The following is a 19141-nucleotide window of genomic DNA, read 5'->3' as shown; positions in this document are numbered from 1 at the left end:
CTTTGTATGTAAGACGATGCCGCAAAATTTTTTCTACTTCCAGCTTTTGTCGGATTCCTTCAATAATAGAGGGCGTTAAAAATTGCTGGGAAAATGTTTCAGCATCTCTAACAGCTGTCCACGGTTTAATAAATCCAAAATGTCCGTTATATTTTACAACATACATATTATTCTCCCAATTTAGGAAGGTTAGAAGGTAACCTTCTTTGAGAAGGTTACCTTCTGCCTTTCGGTTATTCAAAACTGAGGTGGTTTTTTATTCCAACAAATATTTTTCTGCAATCATTTCCTCCTGATATTCCTCTACGAATTGCCGATACGCGGCGGCGGTTGAAAAATAGGACCAAATAAAATCCATTTGTGGCAGCGTTCCTCGACGCAGCCCAATGTAGTCGCGATAGCTGGAAAATTCCCAATCTTCAGCCTTTTTCGTCAGCCCCGCCTTTACCGGATTCAAATGAATATATCGCGTCAGGTGCAAAAGATAGTCATCTGTATCCACGTGTACATACTTAAATGTATCCTGCCACAAGTGCCCCGTGCGTCCCCGTTGCTTATTAATGGCTTTGGCATAGGATGTTTGTAAACCTAACATCAGTCCCGAAATACCCTGTTCAATCGTTTCCTCCAAACAAAGATGAAAGTGATTGGGCATAAGACAATAGCAAATAGGCCGAACATCAAATTTTTGCACATAATGTCTCAAGCGCCGCATAAAAAACAAATAATTTTCACGCTCATAAAAGATGTTTTGCTTGTTATTTCCGCGATTTAAAATATGGTAAATATTCCCGGGATAAATTTTTTCTTTCATTTGATCACAGGAAGTAACGGGAAGGTAACCTTCTCAAAGAAGGTTACCTTCTCTTGTTACTTGCTACCTTCTCTTGCTAAATTTGTTGGTCGGTTACCAAAGGTAACCTTCTTTGAGAAGGTTACCTTTGCTTTCCTTTTGCCTCCCACCACATCCACCATGCCAAAGCCCTGGCTGGTGTGTTCGCCGAGGCCGCATTCCCAGGCCACTTCCATAAGCGCCGGATTGCCGCGCAGGGTGAAGTAGGTCTCAAACGCCTTCAACTCCGTTGCCTCAGGGGTTCCTTCTTTAATGGTGATTTTTTTCGAGCGGGGTTTGTCGTGCTCCGTAATCTGAAATTCAAACGATTCATTTTGGGGAGGCGCATCGTAAATAATCTGGTACTTCTGCAGCAGGTTCTTCCGCAGCGCTTCATTTAATCCTTCTTCAAACGGCCGGTAATAATGAGGCATCCGTCCATGCTCCCGATCCTCCGGGCGGGAAATCACAATGGGCGAAAGGCATTTAAACCGCATCTCCTCCTGAAATTCCGGTTTTTGAACGGACTCCACCTGCACCACCTGAAACCGGCTCCTTGTTCCCTGACCCACAATTTCAATAGTGGACGATGTGAAAATGCCCAAAACGAAATTTTCAACAAAATCCTCCTGCATGGGACTTCCAACCCAAAGCTGCCAGGGCTGCCGGGAATCGCCGGAAAGTGTTCCATCTTCAAATCGGGCGTGGGGAATGTGGAGTTTGGAAAAGGTAAACAATTTCATCAAACGGCCGGAGGGTGCAGCGTAGCCCTTGTCGTGTAAGAATTCCGTGTATTCCGGAGAGGCTTGATTCAGAATTTTGTAGATGGCGGCAGAAACGGGATACTGGTAATTCACCGGGACGGAAACCTGTTTACTCAATGGCATCAACTGAATTCGGATACGCATTGATCATCCTTTCTCTGATTCCTCCAAATCCAAACACAAAAAGCCCGCTCTCTCCCTTGCCTTTTTGGTAAAAGGGGAAACGGGCTTTCTATCTAAAAAACTGCGGCGGTCATAAATGCCCCCAAATGACATTTTATTCGGTCGGTTGTGCAAAATGCGCGGATGGATGGTTTATTTTACACATATTTTCGCCGTTTGTCAAGCCTTTTATTGCACAAATCTATTTTAATTTTGCTCTTCAAATGCGGGGTCAGGCTGCGGCCGCCCGGGCGAAACCCTTCCTGCCGTTTCTTAACCCGATCATTCACAACATCTCGGCAAAAACAGTCCGCCCGATTAGCGTCATAAAGACTCTGCCCGTTACTGCCGATAAACTTAAAAAAGCTTTAACATGGGGTGCCCCCTTTTATGGACTTCTATCATCGTTTTGTAAAAAAAACACGTGCTGTTCGCTCTTTTTACCAGGACGTTCTTCAAAATACGCCCGTTGGCATTCTTGCCTGCGATCGGGTTTTTCGATTGGATTCCCAATTCCGACTAACATTTCTTTCCAATCCGTCGTTTTCAGCGAGCGCTCCCGGTAAAGTGCCAATTCCCCTCAAATCCGTCGTTTTGCCCGAGCAGTGGGATTTCGTTCATAAAAAACTACAGTCTGTCTGGAATGGAGAATCCGTGGTTCCATTCAAAACAACTCTTATTTCTCCCTCCGGAAAGAGGCTGCGTGTTGAAATTCTGCTCAAAGCCATTACAGATGACAAGGGCAAAACGATCGAAATTCAGGGAAGTTCACGCACGATTCCGGGACATATTAAACTCTTTGAGGAACTTCGGGACAGTGAAGCCCGATTTCGAATCATCGCTGAGAATTTTCAATCGGGGATTGCTATTTTTAAAGATGACTCGTTTCTCTACCTGAATCCTGTTGGAGCGCAAATCCTTGAAATCCAACAGGAAGATGCCCCGACGCTGAAATGGAAGCCGTTTATTCATCCGGACGACCGGCAGATGGTGGTCCATCATCTGTCTGATATCGTCAACGGAAGCATTGGCAGCATTCGGCTGGAGACTCGCATTACGACCCAAAACGGTAAAAACCGCTGGGTCGATTTCAATGCCAAAATGATTGATAGCGACGGCGGCTTTGTTGTGTTGACCAATTTTATCGATATAACCGACCGCAAAAAGATGGAGATTCGTCTCCGCCACAGTGAAGAAAAATACCGGAATCTTGTGGAGTCTGAAGTCACCGGATTTTTCGTTTACGATGGAACAAAATTTTTATATTTCAATCAGTACCTTACGCAGATAACGGAATATTCCGCCCATGAGCTGCAAAAATTGCGGGTCTGGGATTTATTTGTTCACAAGGAAGAAATCGAAAAATTGCGGCAAAATGCCAGCATGCGCCTGAAAGGAGAAAGTCCGCCCCCGCTCATCGAATTTTCCATTCGCACCAAGTCCGGGCGGATCCGGGATATATTGGGCTACGTGAGCCATGTGATTTATGAATCGCAGCCGGCCATTCAGGGCATTCTTCTTGACATCACCGAGAAAAAACAGTTGGAGCGTCAGCTCGCTGAACAGGCCAAAATATTTACGGCCATATATAACGCCACAAACAACGGACTTTCCATCATTACGCCCGATTATCGGATTGAGCGCGCCAACAAGGTGGCCTTTCAGCTTTACGGTTCGAATGTGGAGGGTCGGCATTGTTATGAGGTCTTTCAGCATCGGGATTCTGTATGCCCATTTTGTCCCACCAAGCGAACGTTCGAAACAGGAGAATCCCAAAGTGAGGTGGTACCCTATCCGGATGCAAAACACCCCACAGGATATATTTCTCTGCGCACATATCCCCTCAAAGACGAGGAGGGAAAAATAACACGTGTAATCGAGAATTATCAGGATGTGACGGAACAAAAAAAGCTGGAAGAAAAATTAATTCAGGCGCAAAAAATGGAATCCGTTGGAACACTGGCCGCAGGAATCGCCCATGATTTCAACAATCTTCTGGGGGGAATTATCGGATATACCTCGCTGATTCAACTGGAGGATCAGCTCGACGATTCAGTGATGGAACTGATTAATGCTATTGAAGATACGGCTAAGCGAGCATCCAATCTCACCAAACAACTGCTGGGTTTCGCCAGAAAAGGAAAATATGAAAACAAGCCCGTTCAGTTAAACGATATTTTGGATGAAGTGTACGGCATTATCACCCTGAGGCTTCAGAAGAAAATCACCATCAAGCGGCACTACGCAAAAAATCTCAAATTGGTTATGGGTGATCCCTCACAATTTCAGCAGGTGCTTTTGAATATTTGTTTGAATGCCATCGATGCCATGCCGGACGGAGGCACACTCACACTCCGGTCCGAATGCATTGAAAACGATCCCTCATTCAGAAAAAAATTTCCTCAACCCACGGCATCTGCTTATGTTCACATTGCCATTCGGGATACCGGTGTGGGAATGGATTCGGATACGCTGTCCAAGATTTTTGATCCCTTTTTTACCACCAAATCGCCTGGCAAAGGCACGGGTCTGGGACTTTCGATGGTTTATGGAATCATAAAAAATCACAATGGGTTTCTCGACGTGGAAAGCGAAATCGGCGTGGGAACCGAATTTCACATTTACTTGCCGGCGAAAAAAACGTCATCCTACCCAAAAAAAGGAAAACTCATGGAGAAATCATTTCAATCGGGAAAAGGCAGAATTTTAATTGTGGACGATGAAGATGTGATTCGAACGGTTTTATCGCGGATGCTGGTGCGAATGGGATTTTCTGTTTCCATGGCCAGCGACGGCCAGGAAGCCATTCAGCTCTTCAGAGAAAGCCCCGAGAATTTTGATTTAATTATTATCGACATGCTGATGCCGGTAATGGATGGAAAGGAAACCTTTCAGGCGCTAAAATCGCTTGATCCACATGTGCGGGTTCTGCTTTCAACCGGATACACGCTGGATGAATCCGCCCAAAGTTTAATTGACCAGGGTGTACTTGGCTATTTGCATAAACCATATAATATTAATGAATTATCCAAAAAACTGGAAGCTATTCTATTTCAAAAAGAGACGGTTCAATTGTAAATGGCTTCCCGGGAAAATACGATTCCCGGAAAGCCATTCTTCGCTTTTATTCTTCCGGTCCGATCATCTTTTCCGGCTGAACCCATTCATCAAACTGTTTTTCTGTAAGAAATCCCAGTTCCAGTGCTGCTTGTTTCAGGGTTTTATTCTCGCGCCAGGCTTTCAGGGCAATTTTTGAGGCTTTATCATAACCAATATATCGGTTGAGCGCCGTCACCAGCATGAGGGAATCCGTTACGTGCTGATGGATTCTTTCGGGATTCGGCTCAATTCCATCCACCATTTTTTCGCAAAAGGATTTTACGGAATCGGCCAGCAGGCGAATCGACTGTAAAATGGTGAACGCAAGCAGGGGTTTGTAAACATTCAGCTCAAAGTTTCCGTTCGCACCGGCTACATTAATCGTGACATCGTTTCCAAACACCTGTGCCGCCACCATGGTCACCATTTCGGCCTGTGTGGGGTTTATTTTACCCGGCATAATCGAACTGCCCGGTTCGTTGGCCGGCAGTTTCAGCTCCCCAATCCCGCAACGCGGACCGCTGCCCAGCCACCGGATATCATTGGCTATTTTATTCAAAGCGGCTGCCAGTGTTTTTAACGCCCCGGATGCCTCCACAACGGCATCGTGTGCGGCAAGACCCGCAAATTTGTTCCGCGACACCCTGAACGGAAAACCCGTTAGTCGGCTGATTTCCTGAGCCATTTTCACATCATACCCCTTTTTTGTGTTCAATCCGGTTCCCACTGCCGTTCCGCCAATGGGCAATTCGTACAGATGATCCAGAGTCTTTTCAACGGCTTCCCGGGCAGTTTCGACCTGGGCGGCGTAGCCAGAAAATTCCTGGCCCAGTGTGAGCGGTGTGGCATCCTGCAAATGGGTCCGCCCGATCTTGATGATATCCTTAAAATCTTCCCCCTTTTTCTCCAAGGATTTTTGCAATTTCTCCAGCTCCGGTATCAGATTCTCCCGAATCGAAATGACCGCCGAAAGGTACATGGAAGCCGGAATGGTATCGTTTGTCGATTGGGACATGTTGACGTGGTCATTCGGGTGCACCGGCGATTTTGTTCCCATCTTTCCGCCCAGAATCTCAATGGCTCGATTGGCAATCACTTCATTCATATTCATGTTGAACTGCGTCCCGCTGCCGCTCTGCCAGATTACCAGGGGGAACTGATCATCCAATTTCCCGTCGATAACCTCGTCGGCCGCCTGCTGAATGGCCCTCGAAATCTTCTCATCCAGCCGTCCCTGCAGGTGATTCACAATGGCGGCGGCCTTTTTCACGATGGCATGCGCCCGAATAAATTCCCTCGGAAATTTTTCCTGTCCGATCCGAAAATTTTCAACGGCGCGCTGGGTTTGCGCACCGTAGTACACATCCGCCGGGACCTCCACCTCGCCCAGTGAATCCCGTTCCACCCGCATTTTATTTTCCATTTGAACACCCTCCCAATTTTTTATGATTTTAATCTTGCTCCGTAAAAAAACAGTTGTTCTTCAAATTGACACCCCCGTCCCGCAATGCTTCCCGGCGATCCCCCGCCATCCGGAAATTTCCGCTAAAATGTACTCTTATTTTTCAACACCTTCAACTCTTTTCTAGCGAAATGGGTATGACGGCATTTTTTTCGCCAGGGTCACCGAGTGGCCGCCCGAGGCGGATGTACCGAGGTGACCGGATACCTGCACTCGTCTCCATACGATGGCTGGCCTTCGACACTTCGACAAGTTCGGTGTAAACTCCGCTCAGGCACCGGCCATCGACTCCGCTCAGGCACCAGCCATCGACTCCGCTCAGGCACCGGCCATCACTCGACGCCCGGGTTTGAGGGAAATGCCAAAATGTACCTTTTGGAGAACAAAACTATTGAATATGGCCCCTGAAACGTGTAAATTACAGTATCTTTTTAAAACTATGAGTCGGAGGTAAAAATGATGCGATCTGTCTTTCGAAATCTGGTGCTGGCCCTGGGGATTGGCTTTCTTACAGGTACCTTTTTGGCGGCACAATCCATTGATTTCTCCCGTGTAACGGTCGGGATTCAACCCGATGGTACCGTCATCACCCCCACCCATCAGCGGCTCACGCCGGCCGGCTTTCAAGTCACCTTCCCCGGACGGCCGGTGGACCTGGTACTTGGGCCCAAAGAGAAGTATTTGTACGTAAAAAACAAGTCCGATATTCTGATTATTCGAATCAACGATCGGGCTATCATGCAAACTCTTCCCATGAAAAAGGGAGGAAACAGTTTTGTGGGACTCCTGCTCTCCAAAGACGGCAAGAAACTGTACACCTCGGATGCCCGGCAGCGGGTCTGGGAAGCCACGATCTCCAAGGATCACATTTTAAACTGGTCACGGGATTTTGAATTTGAGGGTCCCAAGGGAAAAGGAAATGCTGTTCCGGCCGGAATGGCTTTTTCTAAAGATGGGAAATCCCTGTTGGTTTGCCTGAGTCGAAATAACAGCCTGGGCGTGGTCAATCTCTCAGACAAAACCTACTACGAAATCCCGGTGGGGATTGCTCCCTACGCGGTTCTGGTTCATCCTTCCGGGAAGATCTACGTGTCCAACTGGGGCGGCCGTCGGCCCGGAAAGGGAGAACCCACGGCGGAAACCTCCGGAAGCCGTGTGCTGGTCAATCCGGCGACAGGAATTGCCAACAACGGCACCATTTCTGTGGTCAGTTTGAAAAAAAACAAAGAGATTAAGAGTATTCGCGTGGGCCTTCACCCCTGCGGAATGGCCTTCAGCCACAGTGGGAATTTTCTATTTGTGGCCAATGCCAACAACGACACCATCTCCGTTATTCACACCCAAAGCGACAGTCTGGTCGAAGTCATCTCTGTACGGATGCGAAGTTCCCTGCCCTTTGGGAGTGCCCCAAATGCCCTGGCGGTGTCGCCTGACGACCGAACCCTGTACGTGGCCAACGGAACGGATAATGCCATTGCCGTGGTAGCACTCGGGCAAAACGCCGGCGTTCCGGACAGCCGCTTTTTCTCAAGTCGTGTAATTGGGACCATTCCCACCGGATGGTATCCGGGAGCAGTCATTACAAACAAGCGGGGTGATTTTCTTTACGTGGCCAATGTAAAAGGGCTGGGCTCCCTCAATAAAAAGACCCGCCGATTGGGCTACAATTCTCACGATCATCTGGGATCGGTTTCCATTATTCCGGTTCCCAATCGCAAGCAACTGGCCAAATACACCGAACGTGTTGAAACAAACAACGATCTTGCCCGGCAGATTGCTCAGCTTCATTCCGATACTGGCGGGACTAAACTCGTTCCGGTTCCGGTGCACCCGGGAGAAAAATCCGTCTTCAAACATGTGGTTTACATTATCAAGGAAAACCGTACCTACGATCAGGTTTTCGGCGACCTGTTTCAGGCCAATGGCGACACCAATCTGGTCATGTTTGGGCGGAAGGTCACCCCGAATCACCACAAACTGGCCGAGCAATTCGTTTTAATGGATAATTTTTACTGCAGCGGCGTGCTCAGCGCCGACGGTCACCAGTGGACCGACGAGGCGTACGTAACGGATTACCTGGAAAAGGCGTTTGGCGATTTCTCGCGCAGCTACCCTTACAACGGCGATGACGCCCTCGCCTACGCCAGTTCGGGATTTATCTGGGATCAGGTGCTAAAAAAGGGATTGACCTTTCGCGATTACGGGGAATTTGTCCGTGCCGAGATCAAACCCAAAGGAAATTTTCTGGAGATTTACGACGATTTCGTCCTGGGAACGGGAAAATTTTCCATTCGTGCCAAAGCCAATTTAAAACCCCTGGAACCCTATCTTTGCCCCAATTACATCGGATTTCCCAATACGGTTTCCGACGTTTACCGGGCCAGTGTTTTCATCAACGAGCTCAAACAATTTGAACAAAACGGCAATTTCCCCAATTTTATCATCATGCTGCTGCCCAACGATCACACCTCCGGAACCCGCCCCGGACAGCCGACACCCGATGCGGCCGTGGCTGATAATGATCTGGCTTTGGGGAAAATTGTGGAGGCTATCTCCCACAGCAAATTCTGGAAAAACACGGCCATTTTTGTAACCGAAGACGACCCGCAAGCCGGCCTTGACCACGTAGACGGCCATCGAACCGTCGGGCTGGTCATCAGTCCGTACACCAAACGGGGCAAGGTGATTTCCACTTATTACACGCAGATCAGCATGGTGCGCACAATTGAGCAGATTCTGGGATTGAAACCGATGAATCAGTTCGATCTGGTAGCCGATCCGATGACGGATTGTTTTACCGACTCCGCCGATTTTTCCCCGTACGTCTCTGTGCCAAACAACATTCCGCTGACGGAGATTAATCCGCAATTGGAGAGCCTGAAAGGCGAGGCCCTGCACTGGGCCAAGGAATCCCTGAAACTGGACCTGGAAGATGTGGATCGTGCAGATGAAAACACCTTCAACCGGATCCTGTGGTTTGCAGCAAAAGGCCCCGGCGTGCCGTACCCGGCCGACAAGTATGCGAAATAAAGCAGGCTGCACTCGCTGGTTGATTATTTGGTAATTGATAATTGGATATTGAATATTGGATATTCAAACTCCCCCCTTGAGGGGGATTCAGGGGGAGGTCCTCCGCCGCGAGACCGGGGCCAAGAGGAAAAAACCGGTCACCGAGTGCCCGCCGAAGGCGGGTGTATCGAGGTGCCGGGACAGGCGTTCCGTCCCGATACGTCCACATCAGGCGGACTCTCAACGACCGCGCTTTTCTCGATGGGCCCTTTTCATTGTATAAAATGACCGGCAGCATCTGGGGATAAAAATTCAGGCTTTATTTGAAATTTCAAACGACCGATTTTTCCCAAAAACAAAAAACCCCTTGCGCAGATTATTCGCAAAGGGTTTTTTTAGTGGCGCCCCCCAGAATCGAACTGGGCACACACGGATTTTCAGTCCGTTGCTCTACCGACTGAGCTAGAGCGCCACGTCTTAAACGAACAAAATATAAGAAATAATCCGTTTGAAATCAAGAGAAAATTCTTAAAAAAGCATTAAAAAGAATCCGTCGGCCAATAGACAATTTTTTCTTTCGGAAACAGCTTTCTTACCATGTCTTCCTGTGACTGCCCGGAAAATCCAAAATACTCCGGATTCAAAATGCTTACCATGCTTTCCGTATCCGGTTTTCTCTCCACCTTAAAATGGGACATTTCTTCAAACCAGGCTCCAAAAGGGGCATTCACTCGCACCTTCGGCCGGTTAGCCCGGATCAAGAGCTCCTGCGCAAAAATATCAAGCGCCTCGGGGGCTTTTTCGGAAGCGCCAAATTCGTGAATATCCACGATGTCGTTACCGACCGAAGCCCTCACATAGGCCTGAACGGAATGATTTTTTATCCGAACCAGAAAAAATCGAGGGTCTTCATTAACAATGCTAAAATGGCTCTTCCAATACACATCATCCCGCACCATGGGGCCATTCCAACCGGATGAAAAGTGTCGGTAAATCTCTTTCACCGGTTCCAAATCCCGATAATAATCGAATACCCGGATCTCTTCATTCATTCTCGGCCGGGTTTGAATTTCCGCTGTAAAGGCCTCGCGCTCAAGGGTTACAAATCCCACCCGTTCGTAAAAGGGATTGATGTCGGTAAAAAGAAGGGACAGCGGCAGGGACCACGCCTTCATTTTTTCGATCGCCTGCTTTAATACGCGTGAGGAATATCCCCGCTTCCGAAAATCGGGATGCGTAGCCACGTTGGCAATCCCGCCAAACGGAATTTCCCGGCCATTCACGACCATTTTCCGGGGAGTAACCTGGACACTGCTGGCCAGGACACCGTCCGCCCACAGGAGTTGGGTGTGCTTGTATTCCACGTGGGGATCAAAAAGAAGACGGCGCTCAAAATAATCCCTCGGCGTATTTTTGAAAACCAAATCCCACAAATCCAGTGCTTCCAGCCACTCCCGGTGATTTCTTGCCGGTCTTAAAATCTCTCTCATTTTTCCTCCGATGGGTCTCATTGTGACGACGCGAACGAGCCATTTGGGGTTCTCGCGCCTGGGCGGTTCAATTTTGGATTCTTTCGCTCCGCACGCCTTCATCCACATCCACAATGTAAGGGATGCCGCCGGCTTCCCGAATGGCCTCTGCCACGGCTTCCGGATTGTCAGGGGCGTAGGCAAACATGCACCCGCCGCCGCCGGAACCATTGATTTTTCCTCCCAACGCACCCGCTTTTAGGGCAGCTTCCAGCATGCGATCGATTTTGGGCGTAGAGATCTTTAAAACATCCCGCAAAACGGCCTGATGCCGGTTGAGCAAACGCCCGAATTCCGAATGATCCAGAAGGGGTCGTTTCAAGGCGTGAAGCGCCTTGAACGTAATTTCCTTATTCTCCAAAAATCCACGTAACAAATCAAATTGCTCTGCAGAAAGTTTGGACCGAAGCCCCGCCACATCTTCGATTGAAAGCTCAGGCAATTTTTCGTAAGGAATGTGGTTGGGATACGTTTTTAAGATGGAAAGCATGCCGTTCTTGACACGCGCCAAAATTCCTTTCGTGTCCTTAGACTCTTTGGAATCCCCCAGAACAAATTTCCCCAGGCTGGCTGTAAGCCTTTGAACCGGTTGGGGCGAACGAAAATCCAGAAAAAGCACCCCGCCCAAACTGGTGGCAAAATGATCCATCATCCCGCCCGGTTCGTTAAATTCCACCACCTCTGCTTTATGAGCCAGTTGGGCAATGTAAACGGCATCATTTTTTCGGTGATGGTTAACGGCTTCCAGCAGAAATTTAACCCAGGCTACAACCAGAGCGGATGAGCTGGACGTGCCGGAATTAATCGGAATATTTCCCCGGACGACGCAGTTAAATCCCTGCTCAAGTGAGAGGCCTTCTCTTTGAAGAACATTCACCACGCTCTTAAAATAATCCCGTTCCTGATTGTACGGAATATTGGCCTGAATGTTAAAACGCTCTTCCGATTGGATATCGGGAAGAGAAAAACGAACCGTCTTTTCAGGAATCGGCTTTCCTTTTATTTCAATGCGCAAATTAATCGCGCTTGTAATAACAGGCAATTCCAGATAATCCTGATGTTCCCCAAACAAACAGATCCGTCCCGGTGCAGAAACCACTAATTCCCTTGGCATGTCGTCCTTATATCTTAATGTCCCAGTTTTATACGAATGAACTCACGTCAATATGATTCGTCTGGAAAATTTCCTTTTTCACGAGGGTCGTGGCTCCCAACGCCCCGGACAAATAGCCCAATTTCGAAACCACAATTTCCGCGCGCTCGCTGATGTGCGGCAGGGCCCGTTTCGTGGCTTCTGTTTGAATGGGATTAAGCAGGAAGCGTCCGGCCCGTGACACACGTCCCCCCAAAATAACAATTTCCGGATTAAAGAGATTAATCAAAATGGCCAGGCCCTGCCCAATGTAGCGCCCGGCTTGCTCAATAATTTCAATCGAAAGCTGATCCCCCATCTGAGCGGCTTTTACGACCCGTTCCGCATTAATCTGCTCGGCTTTTCCATCAATCAAATCGGCCAGTTTGGTCTTTTTCCCGGCACGAACCCATTTTCGGGCCTGTTCCGCAATAGCGCGCCCGGATGCCAGACTCTCCAGACACCCGTACTTCCCGCACTGGCAAAGCGGGCCGTCCTCCTTAATCGTTATATGCCCGAATTCCCCCGCAAACCCATCATGTCCATAGTAGATCAGGCCATTGCTAATAATGCCCAGTCCGATCCCCCAGCCGAGATTCAGGCACAATGCATTCTTTTTGTCCCGGGCCAACCCGAACCAGAGCTCTCCCAGAGCCATGGCGCGGGCATCATTCTCAACAAAAACCGGCAAATCCAATTTTTCCTCAAAAATCTCGCGAATCGGTTTTTCCTCAAAATTGAGAAAGGTGTAGCTTTTCCCCAGTTTGCAATTCACCAATCCCGGAATGGCCAGTCCAATCCCCAAAACCCGATTTTTTTCAACCCCGCTTTCCTCAATGGCGCGATTGATTTCTTTCACCACCTGATTAATGACCGCCGGATCATGCAGATCAAATGTGTGGAAAAGCTTTTCGTAAATGATATTCTGGCTCAAATCCACAAGAATAATATTGGTGTTGAACCGCCCCAGATCCGCTCCCACCACGTACCGCGCGGTTGTGTTGATTCGAATGCGCTGAGGAGGGCGACCGGGAGTGGACGCCTCCCCCTTTTCCCGAAGGATGTAATCCTCATCCTCCAGCTCCTGAACCAGATTGGTCACCGTAGGCACATTAAAGCCCGTTCTCCGACTCAATTCCGTCAGCGAAAGCGCCCCGTTTGAACGCAGGGCATTCAGAATAATGTTCTTCCGAATCCGGCGTTTCAGGGAAACACGATTTAAATTCCCGGATTGAATGCGCAGGTCTTTCATTTCGTCCGCCCCCGATGTTCCCGCACGAGTTGTTTGAATTCCTTGATGGGAATAATAATCCAGATAATAAGAATGATGAGTCCGACTAACCAGATGCTCCAGGTAATCCAATCAAACATGGTTTGTTTCTCCAAAAAAATGTGATAAACAACCAAAAGATTTACAAATTTGCAATTTTACATCCCCCCGCCCAATTTTGTTATCTTCAATAAGCAACATCAAGCACGCAGCCATTTAATCGTTTACCATTTGGTAATTGATAATTGGATATTGGATATTGGATATTCAAAATCCCCGCCGGCCGTTTTAAAAACGGAATCCGAATAACCAATGATCAATTGTCAACGATCGACGTTCCAACATTTAATGAACCGACAAACACCCGAACGCCATCCCGGGCACCGACGAACTATTTTAATCGAAGAAAATCCTCACAAATCCCCCCAAAAAATAAATCAGCATACCGCTTACAGCCACCGTACTGGCAAGCGGCAAGGCCCGGCTGCCCATCAGGGCACCGGACAGGAATAGCAACAATCCTGCAAGTAAGATCAAAAGACTCAGCTTTCCTCCCAGGGTTACCGGCCAGATGTGGTAAATGGCCTTTTTTTCGATTTCTTCCTGCGAAATCTTACGGGCCGTCCAAATCCGGCTAATTTTCTCCGCACTCACCGGCTGGGTCAGCCAGCTAAAAATAGGCGTTGCAATCAGGGCGGCCCCCGCACTGATAAACGTGGCGTTATTAAAATCCAATCCGTAGCCGAATTTGGCGATTCCTCCGGCCAGGGCGCCGGTCAAATATCCGCCAATTGCCCCCCAACTGGACGCCCGCTTCCAGAGCAATCCGTAAAAAATGGCAATAATAAACAGCGGCATGTCCATGATGGCAATGACGGTTAAATAGGCCGAAACCGCGCCGCCCAATTTGGGCACCAGGTACGAAAATCCGATCATAAAAAGTCCGGTGACCATCGTCATCCAACGGACGGTACGAAGGATTTCTTTTTGTGTGGCTTTGCGGTTGAACAGACTGGTGTAAATATCGTTTGTGTACAGCGTCGCCACGCCGTTCAAATTGGAATCGATGGTGGACATCTGTGAAGCCAGGAGCCCGCACACCACAATTCCCAGAATAATCGGAGGCAAAAGTCCGTGAATCATAACGGGCACGGCGGAATCGGCATTGGAGAGATTCGGGTACAAAACGGTTGCGGCCAGCCCGGGTAAATTCCACAGCAGGGCAAACGGGGTGGTAATGATACCGGCCAGAACCAACCCCTTCGCAACGGTTTTGGTGTCACGGGCGCCAAAAGCGCGTTGCATCAGGCCCTGATCCACCGAGGCCCACTCGATTCCCAAAATTAAAATGGCCAGCATAAACTGCCAATTGTAGGGGCCGTCTTTCACGACCAGGTCCAGATGATGGGGAGGAGCCTTTGCCAGAAGTCCGGGCATCCAGCCCACGGCTTTCATAGCCAGGGGAAGCAAAATAAGCGCCCCCAAGAGCATCAAAATAAATTGCAAGGCATCGGTCAGAGCCACCGACCACATCCCGCCCAGGGAGGTGTAAATGATGGCAATCACCGAAAAAACAATTACCCAGAAGGTAAAGGACTGCACGCCTGTAATTGCCTGAGCGGCAACAACCGCCGTGTACAACACAACTCCCAGCCAAAACGCCAGACGAAAAATCCAGAGCACCCCCACCAGGGAACGCACGCCCTTATTATAACGCATTTCCAAAAATTCCGGTACCGTCCGAACTTTTAAACGCCGCAAAATCGGAATCACAAACAGGCCGGAAAAAACCAGCGCCATGTTGCCCGTCCAGGTTTGCCACAGAATGGAAATTCCGTGTTTATAGGCCACGCCCGCCTGTCCCACAAAGCTGTACAAATTCACATTGGTGGCCGTAATCGTTGCTGCCAGGAGAAACGGGGTAATTTGTCGCCCGGCTACGTAGAAATCGTCCGGTGTTCCCACCCATTTGTAAAAATAACTTCCGGCGTAAAAAATACCAACCAAGAAAACCGCAATAATCGTGTAATCAATCCAAATCACTGTTTTTCCTTTCGTCTGGATGGCATTTGAGGAAATTGCCCTGTAATTTATTCAAACTTTTCTTTTATGTCAAGTATTATTTCAAAAATTTTATTAAATAATCCCTCATTTATAAAAATTGCATACAACTGATCCGCAATTTTTAATAATTCAAGGGCGCTTGGCAGGAAAACAAACTTCATCAAAAATCGGTTTTGGGAATTAATCTATCTGAAGCTGGTGATATTTGTTAAACAGAAGTTTTCGCTCAAAGTGGAGAATCAACAGAGCATTTAAGGCCACTGTTCCCAAAATGGCCGTCATAATGGCGATTTGATATTTCACAGCAATCATGGGAGGGGTACCGGAGAGAATCTGGCCGGTCATCATGCCGGGAATACTGACAATTCCCATGCTGCTCATGGCCATCAGAGGGGGCAAAAGAGCCGCACGAAAACCCTTTTGGAATGCATCCCCGGAGGACTCTGAAGACGTTGCCCCAAGAGAAAGCAGGGTTTCGATTCGCAAGCGGTTTTGTTTGACATCGCTGTAGAATCGCTCCAACGCCAGGGCACTGCCGTTCATCGAATTGCCCATAATCATCCCCGCTAATGGGATAAAATAGCGGGGATCGTACCAGGGATCGGGGTGCACAATACCCAACACAAAGAAAAGGGTTACACTTCCGCCGCCTACCAGGAGCGACAAAAAGACTATTTTGTACATTCCTTTGAAACGAATTCCCGTCCGCTGGATCACCGACTGAGCCGCCCAGAAAACCATCCAGATGAAGATCAAAAGGACCAAAATCCAGGATTGGATGGCAAACACAAACTTCAAAACCAATCCCAAAATTAGGAGCTGAACGGTCATTCTGGCAGCCGAAACAAAAATATCCTTGCCTAATTTCAAGCGTCGAATGGCCGCGATGGCAAACACGAACACAACCAGGGTGTAGGTGAAGAGAAGCTGTAACAGGGTCAGGTCAATTATTTTCTTTTCCATCCAGTGCCTCTTTCATAAAAGACCGAATTTCCTCGTTTGAGGCCGACTGACGAACAGCAGCGATTTGTCCCTGATCCAGAAAAATCAATTTCGAAGCGGCCTGGATCAATGGAAGAGAGTGTGTAACGCAAACCACGGTCCGCCCCGCGGACTGATTTTCCTCTACAATGATATCAATCAATCGTTTCTCCGATTCCACGTCCAGGGAGGCCGTGGGTTCATCCAACAAAAGGACTTCCGGTTCCAAAAGCAGCGCCCGTGCCAGAGAAAGCCGCTGCTGTTCCCCACCGGAGAGCGTTTTGGCTTTTGTCGGCAGGATATCCGGGGAGAGATTGCATTTCCGAAGAACAGCCTCCAGCACCGGCTGATCGGGTACAGGCCGTTTACGAATCGTCAACCCGATGGTCAGATTATCCCGGACGGAACCTTCGAAAACCATCGGTTTTTGCATCACCATCACCACGCGCTGGCGCAGCTCCGGCGGGTAAAAACGGAGTAGATTTTCTCCTTTGAAAAAAATTTCTCCGCGGGTGGGGAGCTCCAAAAGATTGAACAACCGCAAAAAAGAGGTTTTCCCGGCACCGGAAGGCCCCAGAAGAACGGCAAAATCACCGGCTTGAATTGAGAGGGAAATATTTCGAAGAATGGGGACACGCTGTTTTTCCAAAAAAACATCCCGAAAGGTAAACAATCCATTTCCGGAGCGACTGTTGGTTTTTACAGTCATTCATTCACCTACCAGGTAGCCAGAAGCACAGCGATAATTCCCGTCAGGAAAACACCGTCAAACGTACCGGCACCGCCGATAGATGCAACCGGTGCACCCAGTTCGGAAATCTTTTTCAGATTCAATAAATCGGCTCCAATAAGCGTTCCCAGTGTTCCGGAAACGTAAGCCACAATGGGACTGTGGGCAGGGGCCAGAATAAGGGCGCACGACGCGGCAATTAGCGGCGGAAGAAAGGCCGGCGTTGTAATGCCCACGCCCCGAACCGGCCGTGCAAATCGGTGAACAACCAGCACAACAATGGCAATGGCCATTAAATCTTTAAAAAGCAGTCCCGGATGAGCCACCATCAAATAAAGCGCCAGAAGGGATGGAATGAGTGCCCCTCCTACGTTAATCGCCAACAGGGTTTCGCGCGGGCGGGGAGCAGCCGGAATGACAAAACGGTACCCCCAGAACTGCACCACCTGCCCGGACGGCTCCAACTCTCCTGACTGAATGCGTTTAATCGGGATGTTAATAAAACTTCCGATGAGCGTCAGGAAAAGAAGCGAAAAAACATACCCCTCGGCAACTCCTATTTTATCGAATACGTAAGCAATTGCTCCAACTTCCACAAACACAATCAGACCGATGAGGATTAGAAAATAAATCAACAAAACCAAAATAATAAACGGGGCAAAAAACATGGAAAACCCTTTCTTTATTCATCAGTTTCCTCATCAGGCCCCGGCACATTAAACGTGGCGGGGACTGACAAGAGGATTTTTTTCCATCCTATTGCGGTACCTTCACCTTTCGCAAAAACTCCGCTGTTTCTTCCGGGTAGGCGGTTGTGATGTAGATTCCGGTGCCCATTTCAAAGCCTGCAGGGGTCGTCAGACGCGGAATAATCCGGATGTACCAGTGGTAATAATCCACATCATCTTCCCGTGTCGGGGCCGACTGCAAAATCAAATTGTAATCCGGATTTTCCAGTCCGTTGTGAATTTTGTACAAAACATCCCGGACAATTTTCGCCATATCGTGCAGCTCATTCAGATGAATGGCCCCAAAAACCGATTGATGGCGCCGGGGCAAAATCCAGGTTTCAAAGGGCGAGCGGGAGGCAAAGGGCTCATATGCCACAAAATGTTCGCTTTCCAGAACCAACCGCCGGCCGTCCTTTTTTTCTTCTTTCAGGATGTCGCAAAAAACGCAGCTTCCCAAATTGGCCGAATAGCGCTGGGCTTCTTCCAGCTGATTCCGTACCCGCAAAGGAACCAACGGGGTGGCAATAATTTGTGAATGCGGGTGTTCCAGCGATGTACCGGCGCGCACGCCGTGATTTCGAAAAATCGTGACCAGATCAATGCGCTCGTCTGCTGAAAGGATGTCGTAGCGGGCCTTGTACGCCAACATAACCTGGTACACTTCGTCAACAGAGAGCGTCCCAAGGGACTGGTTGTGACGGGGCGTTTCAACCACAACCTCCGCATACCCAAATCCGCCAAATTTCAGGTATCGGCCCACCTGTTCCCGTTCGAGGCTCTCCGTTGGTTTAAGGGCTGCAAATTTGTTGGGAACGACCCGAACCCGCCAGTCCCCCTCCACAGGATAGCGGTAAACGGCAACCGGCGTATTTTTTTCATTTCCCGGACAAAAGGGACAGGTTTCGCTGTAGTCCGGCAGGGGGGAACCGGCCTTTTTCCCAACGAAATCGTGTGGACGCTTGGCTCGTTCTGTTGCAACAACCACCCACTCATTGGTAATTAAATTGTGTCTGAATTCAGACATGGGACTTCCTTTCTGGTATTTCAATATAGTCGGATTGATTTACGGGTTCCTTCCTGAAACCTACCGCTGTTCATTTCACCGATTTTTATGCGTAAATCTGTTTTGAAATATCTTTTCCCACAAATTTCGTGAATTGATTTTATTGAAATTAAATCTCCGGAACTCGTGTCATTCGGGCGAAAATAGTTCACGTTGTCTATATTAAAATACACGTTTACACGATAGCAATCAACAAAAAAAGAAACCCCTTTCGTTTTGTAAAAGTAACTGAGGAAACCTTTTACAGGCATGCAAAGAGTTTTCGCATTTTTTATTGAGAAAAGCCTAAGACAAAGACCCGCAAAACCCCAAA

Annotated in this window: 13 protein-coding genes and 1 tRNA gene; 2 read left to right on the top strand and 12 right to left on the bottom strand. The window is 48.5% G+C overall.

The features are described 5' to 3' along the window. Positions 1 to 256: 256 nt before the first annotated feature. Together GXO76_07030 and cas6 are read right to left on the bottom strand one after the other, a co-directional pair. Complete coding sequence (locus tag GXO76_07030; GenBank protein ID NOY77605.1) at positions 257 to 814, bottom strand: transposase; 558 nt, start codon at positions 812 to 814, stop codon at positions 257 to 259. 56 nt (positions 815 to 870) lie between these two features. Next, positions 871 to 1740, bottom strand: a complete 870-nt coding sequence (gene cas6 / locus GXO76_07025) for a CRISPR-associated endoribonuclease Cas6 (protein ID NOY77604.1) — start codon at positions 1738 to 1740, stop codon at positions 871 to 873. Between the two features lie 408 nt (positions 1741 to 2148). Here cas6 and GXO76_07020 point away from each other — a divergent pair, with 408 nt between their 5' ends. Then, positions 2149 to 4836 carry a PAS domain S-box protein gene (locus tag GXO76_07020; GenBank protein ID NOY77603.1) on the top strand — a complete coding sequence of 896 codons (2688 nt, stop codon included), beginning with the start codon at positions 2149 to 2151 and terminating at the stop codon, positions 4834 to 4836. A 46-nt stretch (positions 4837 to 4882) separates the two neighbouring features. On the opposite strand, the gene fumC is transcribed toward GXO76_07020, so the two are convergent. Beyond that, positions 4883 to 6280 (bottom strand): class II fumarate hydratase, encoded by a 1398-nt coding sequence (gene fumC / locus GXO76_07015; GenBank protein NOY77602.1) that lies wholly within the window; start codon positions 6278 to 6280, stop codon positions 4883 to 4885. Positions 6281 to 6778: 498 nt separating this feature from the next. Here fumC and GXO76_07010 point away from each other — a divergent pair, with 498 nt between their 5' ends. Then, positions 6779 to 9349 (top strand): bifunctional YncE family protein/alkaline phosphatase family protein, encoded by a 2571-nt coding sequence (locus tag GXO76_07010; protein ID NOY77601.1) that lies wholly within the window; start codon positions 6779 to 6781, stop codon positions 9347 to 9349. Between the two features lie 378 nt (positions 9350 to 9727). On the opposite strand, the gene GXO76_07005 is transcribed toward GXO76_07010, so the two are convergent. The 9 genes from GXO76_07005 to galT form a co-directional block, all read right to left on the bottom strand. Continuing rightward, a tRNA-Phe gene (locus GXO76_07005) sits at positions 9728 to 9800 on the bottom strand. Between the two features lie 67 nt (positions 9801 to 9867). Next, the gene (locus GXO76_07000) at positions 9868 to 10818 is read right to left on the bottom strand and encodes a GNAT family N-acetyltransferase (protein ID NOY77600.1); all 951 of its coding nucleotides are present in this window, start codon (positions 10816 to 10818) and stop codon (positions 9868 to 9870) included. 67 nt (positions 10819 to 10885) lie between these two features. Then, on the bottom strand, positions 10886 to 11971 hold the full coding sequence (locus GXO76_06995; protein ID NOY77599.1) for a GHMP kinase: 1086 nt from the start codon (positions 11969 to 11971) through the stop codon (positions 10886 to 10888). Positions 11972 to 11999: 28 nt separating this feature from the next. Beyond that, the gene (locus GXO76_06990) at positions 12000 to 13241 is read right to left on the bottom strand and encodes an ROK family transcriptional regulator (protein NOY77598.1); all 1242 of its coding nucleotides are present in this window, start codon (positions 13239 to 13241) and stop codon (positions 12000 to 12002) included. 414 nt (positions 13242 to 13655) lie between these two features. After that, positions 13656 to 15302 (bottom strand): sodium:solute symporter family protein, encoded by a 1647-nt coding sequence (locus GXO76_06985; protein ID NOY77597.1) that lies wholly within the window; start codon positions 15300 to 15302, stop codon positions 13656 to 13658. Positions 15303 to 15503: 201 nt separating this feature from the next. Then, positions 15504 to 16286, bottom strand: a complete 783-nt coding sequence (gene fetB, locus GXO76_06980; protein NOY77596.1) for an iron export ABC transporter permease subunit FetB — start codon at positions 16284 to 16286, stop codon at positions 15504 to 15506. Continuing rightward, positions 16267 to 17013, bottom strand: a complete 747-nt coding sequence (locus GXO76_06975; GenBank protein NOY77595.1) for an ATP-binding cassette domain-containing protein — start codon at positions 17011 to 17013, stop codon at positions 16267 to 16269. Before GXO76_06975 ends, fetB begins: the two co-directional genes overlap by 20 nt. 8 nt (positions 17014 to 17021) lie before the next feature. Next, positions 17022 to 17702 carry a DUF1614 domain-containing protein gene (locus GXO76_06970; GenBank protein NOY77594.1) on the bottom strand — a complete coding sequence of 227 codons (681 nt, stop codon included), beginning with the start codon at positions 17700 to 17702 and terminating at the stop codon, positions 17022 to 17024. A gap of 88 nt (positions 17703 to 17790) precedes the next feature. After that, complete coding sequence (gene galT, locus GXO76_06965) at positions 17791 to 18789, bottom strand: galactose-1-phosphate uridylyltransferase (protein ID NOY77593.1); 999 nt, start codon at positions 18787 to 18789, stop codon at positions 17791 to 17793. Positions 18790 to 19141: the final 352 nt, after the last annotated feature.

The sequence above is a fragment of the Calditrichota bacterium genome, from assembly GCA_013151735.1.
GTDB lineage: Bacteria > Zhuqueibacterota > JdFR-76 > JdFR-76 > BMS3Abin05 > BMS3Abin05.
Note: the sequence above shows the minus strand (reverse complement) of the source record. Positions and strands in the feature narration are given on the sequence as shown.

Excerpts from the sequence above, each read along its gene's own strand:
- GXO76_07030 (NOY77605.1), bottom strand. The coding sequence starts at position 814 with ATGAAAGAAAAAATTTATCCCGGGAATATTTACCATATTTTAAATCGC.
- cas6 (NOY77604.1), bottom strand. The coding sequence starts at position 1,740 with ATGCGTATCCGAATTCAGTTGATGCCATTGAGTAAACAGGTTTCCGTC.
- GXO76_07020 (NOY77603.1), top strand. The coding sequence starts at position 2,149 with ATGGACTTCTATCATCGTTTTGTAAAAAAAACACGTGCTGTTCGCTCT.
- fumC (NOY77602.1), bottom strand. The coding sequence starts at position 6,280 with ATGGAAAATAAAATGCGGGTGGAACGGGATTCACTGGGCGAGGTGGAG.
- GXO76_07010 (NOY77601.1), top strand. The coding sequence starts at position 6,779 with ATGCGATCTGTCTTTCGAAATCTGGTGCTGGCCCTGGGGATTGGCTTT.
- GXO76_07000 (NOY77600.1), bottom strand. The coding sequence starts at position 10,818 with ATGAGAGAGATTTTAAGACCGGCAAGAAATCACCGGGAGTGGCTGGAA.
- GXO76_06995 (NOY77599.1), bottom strand. The coding sequence starts at position 11,971 with ATGCCAAGGGAATTAGTGGTTTCTGCACCGGGACGGATCTGTTTGTTT.
- GXO76_06990 (NOY77598.1), bottom strand. The coding sequence starts at position 13,241 with ATGAAAGACCTGCGCATTCAATCCGGGAATTTAAATCGTGTTTCCCTG.
- fetB (NOY77596.1), bottom strand. The coding sequence starts at position 16,286 with ATGGAAAAGAAAATAATTGACCTGACCCTGTTACAGCTTCTCTTCACC.
- GXO76_06975 (NOY77595.1), bottom strand. The coding sequence starts at position 17,013 with ATGACTGTAAAAACCAACAGTCGCTCCGGAAATGGATTGTTTACCTTT.
- GXO76_06970 (NOY77594.1), bottom strand. The coding sequence starts at position 17,702 with ATGTTTTTTGCCCCGTTTATTATTTTGGTTTTGTTGATTTATTTTCTA.
- galT (NOY77593.1), bottom strand. The coding sequence starts at position 18,789 with ATGTCTGAATTCAGACACAATTTAATTACCAATGAGTGGGTGGTTGTT.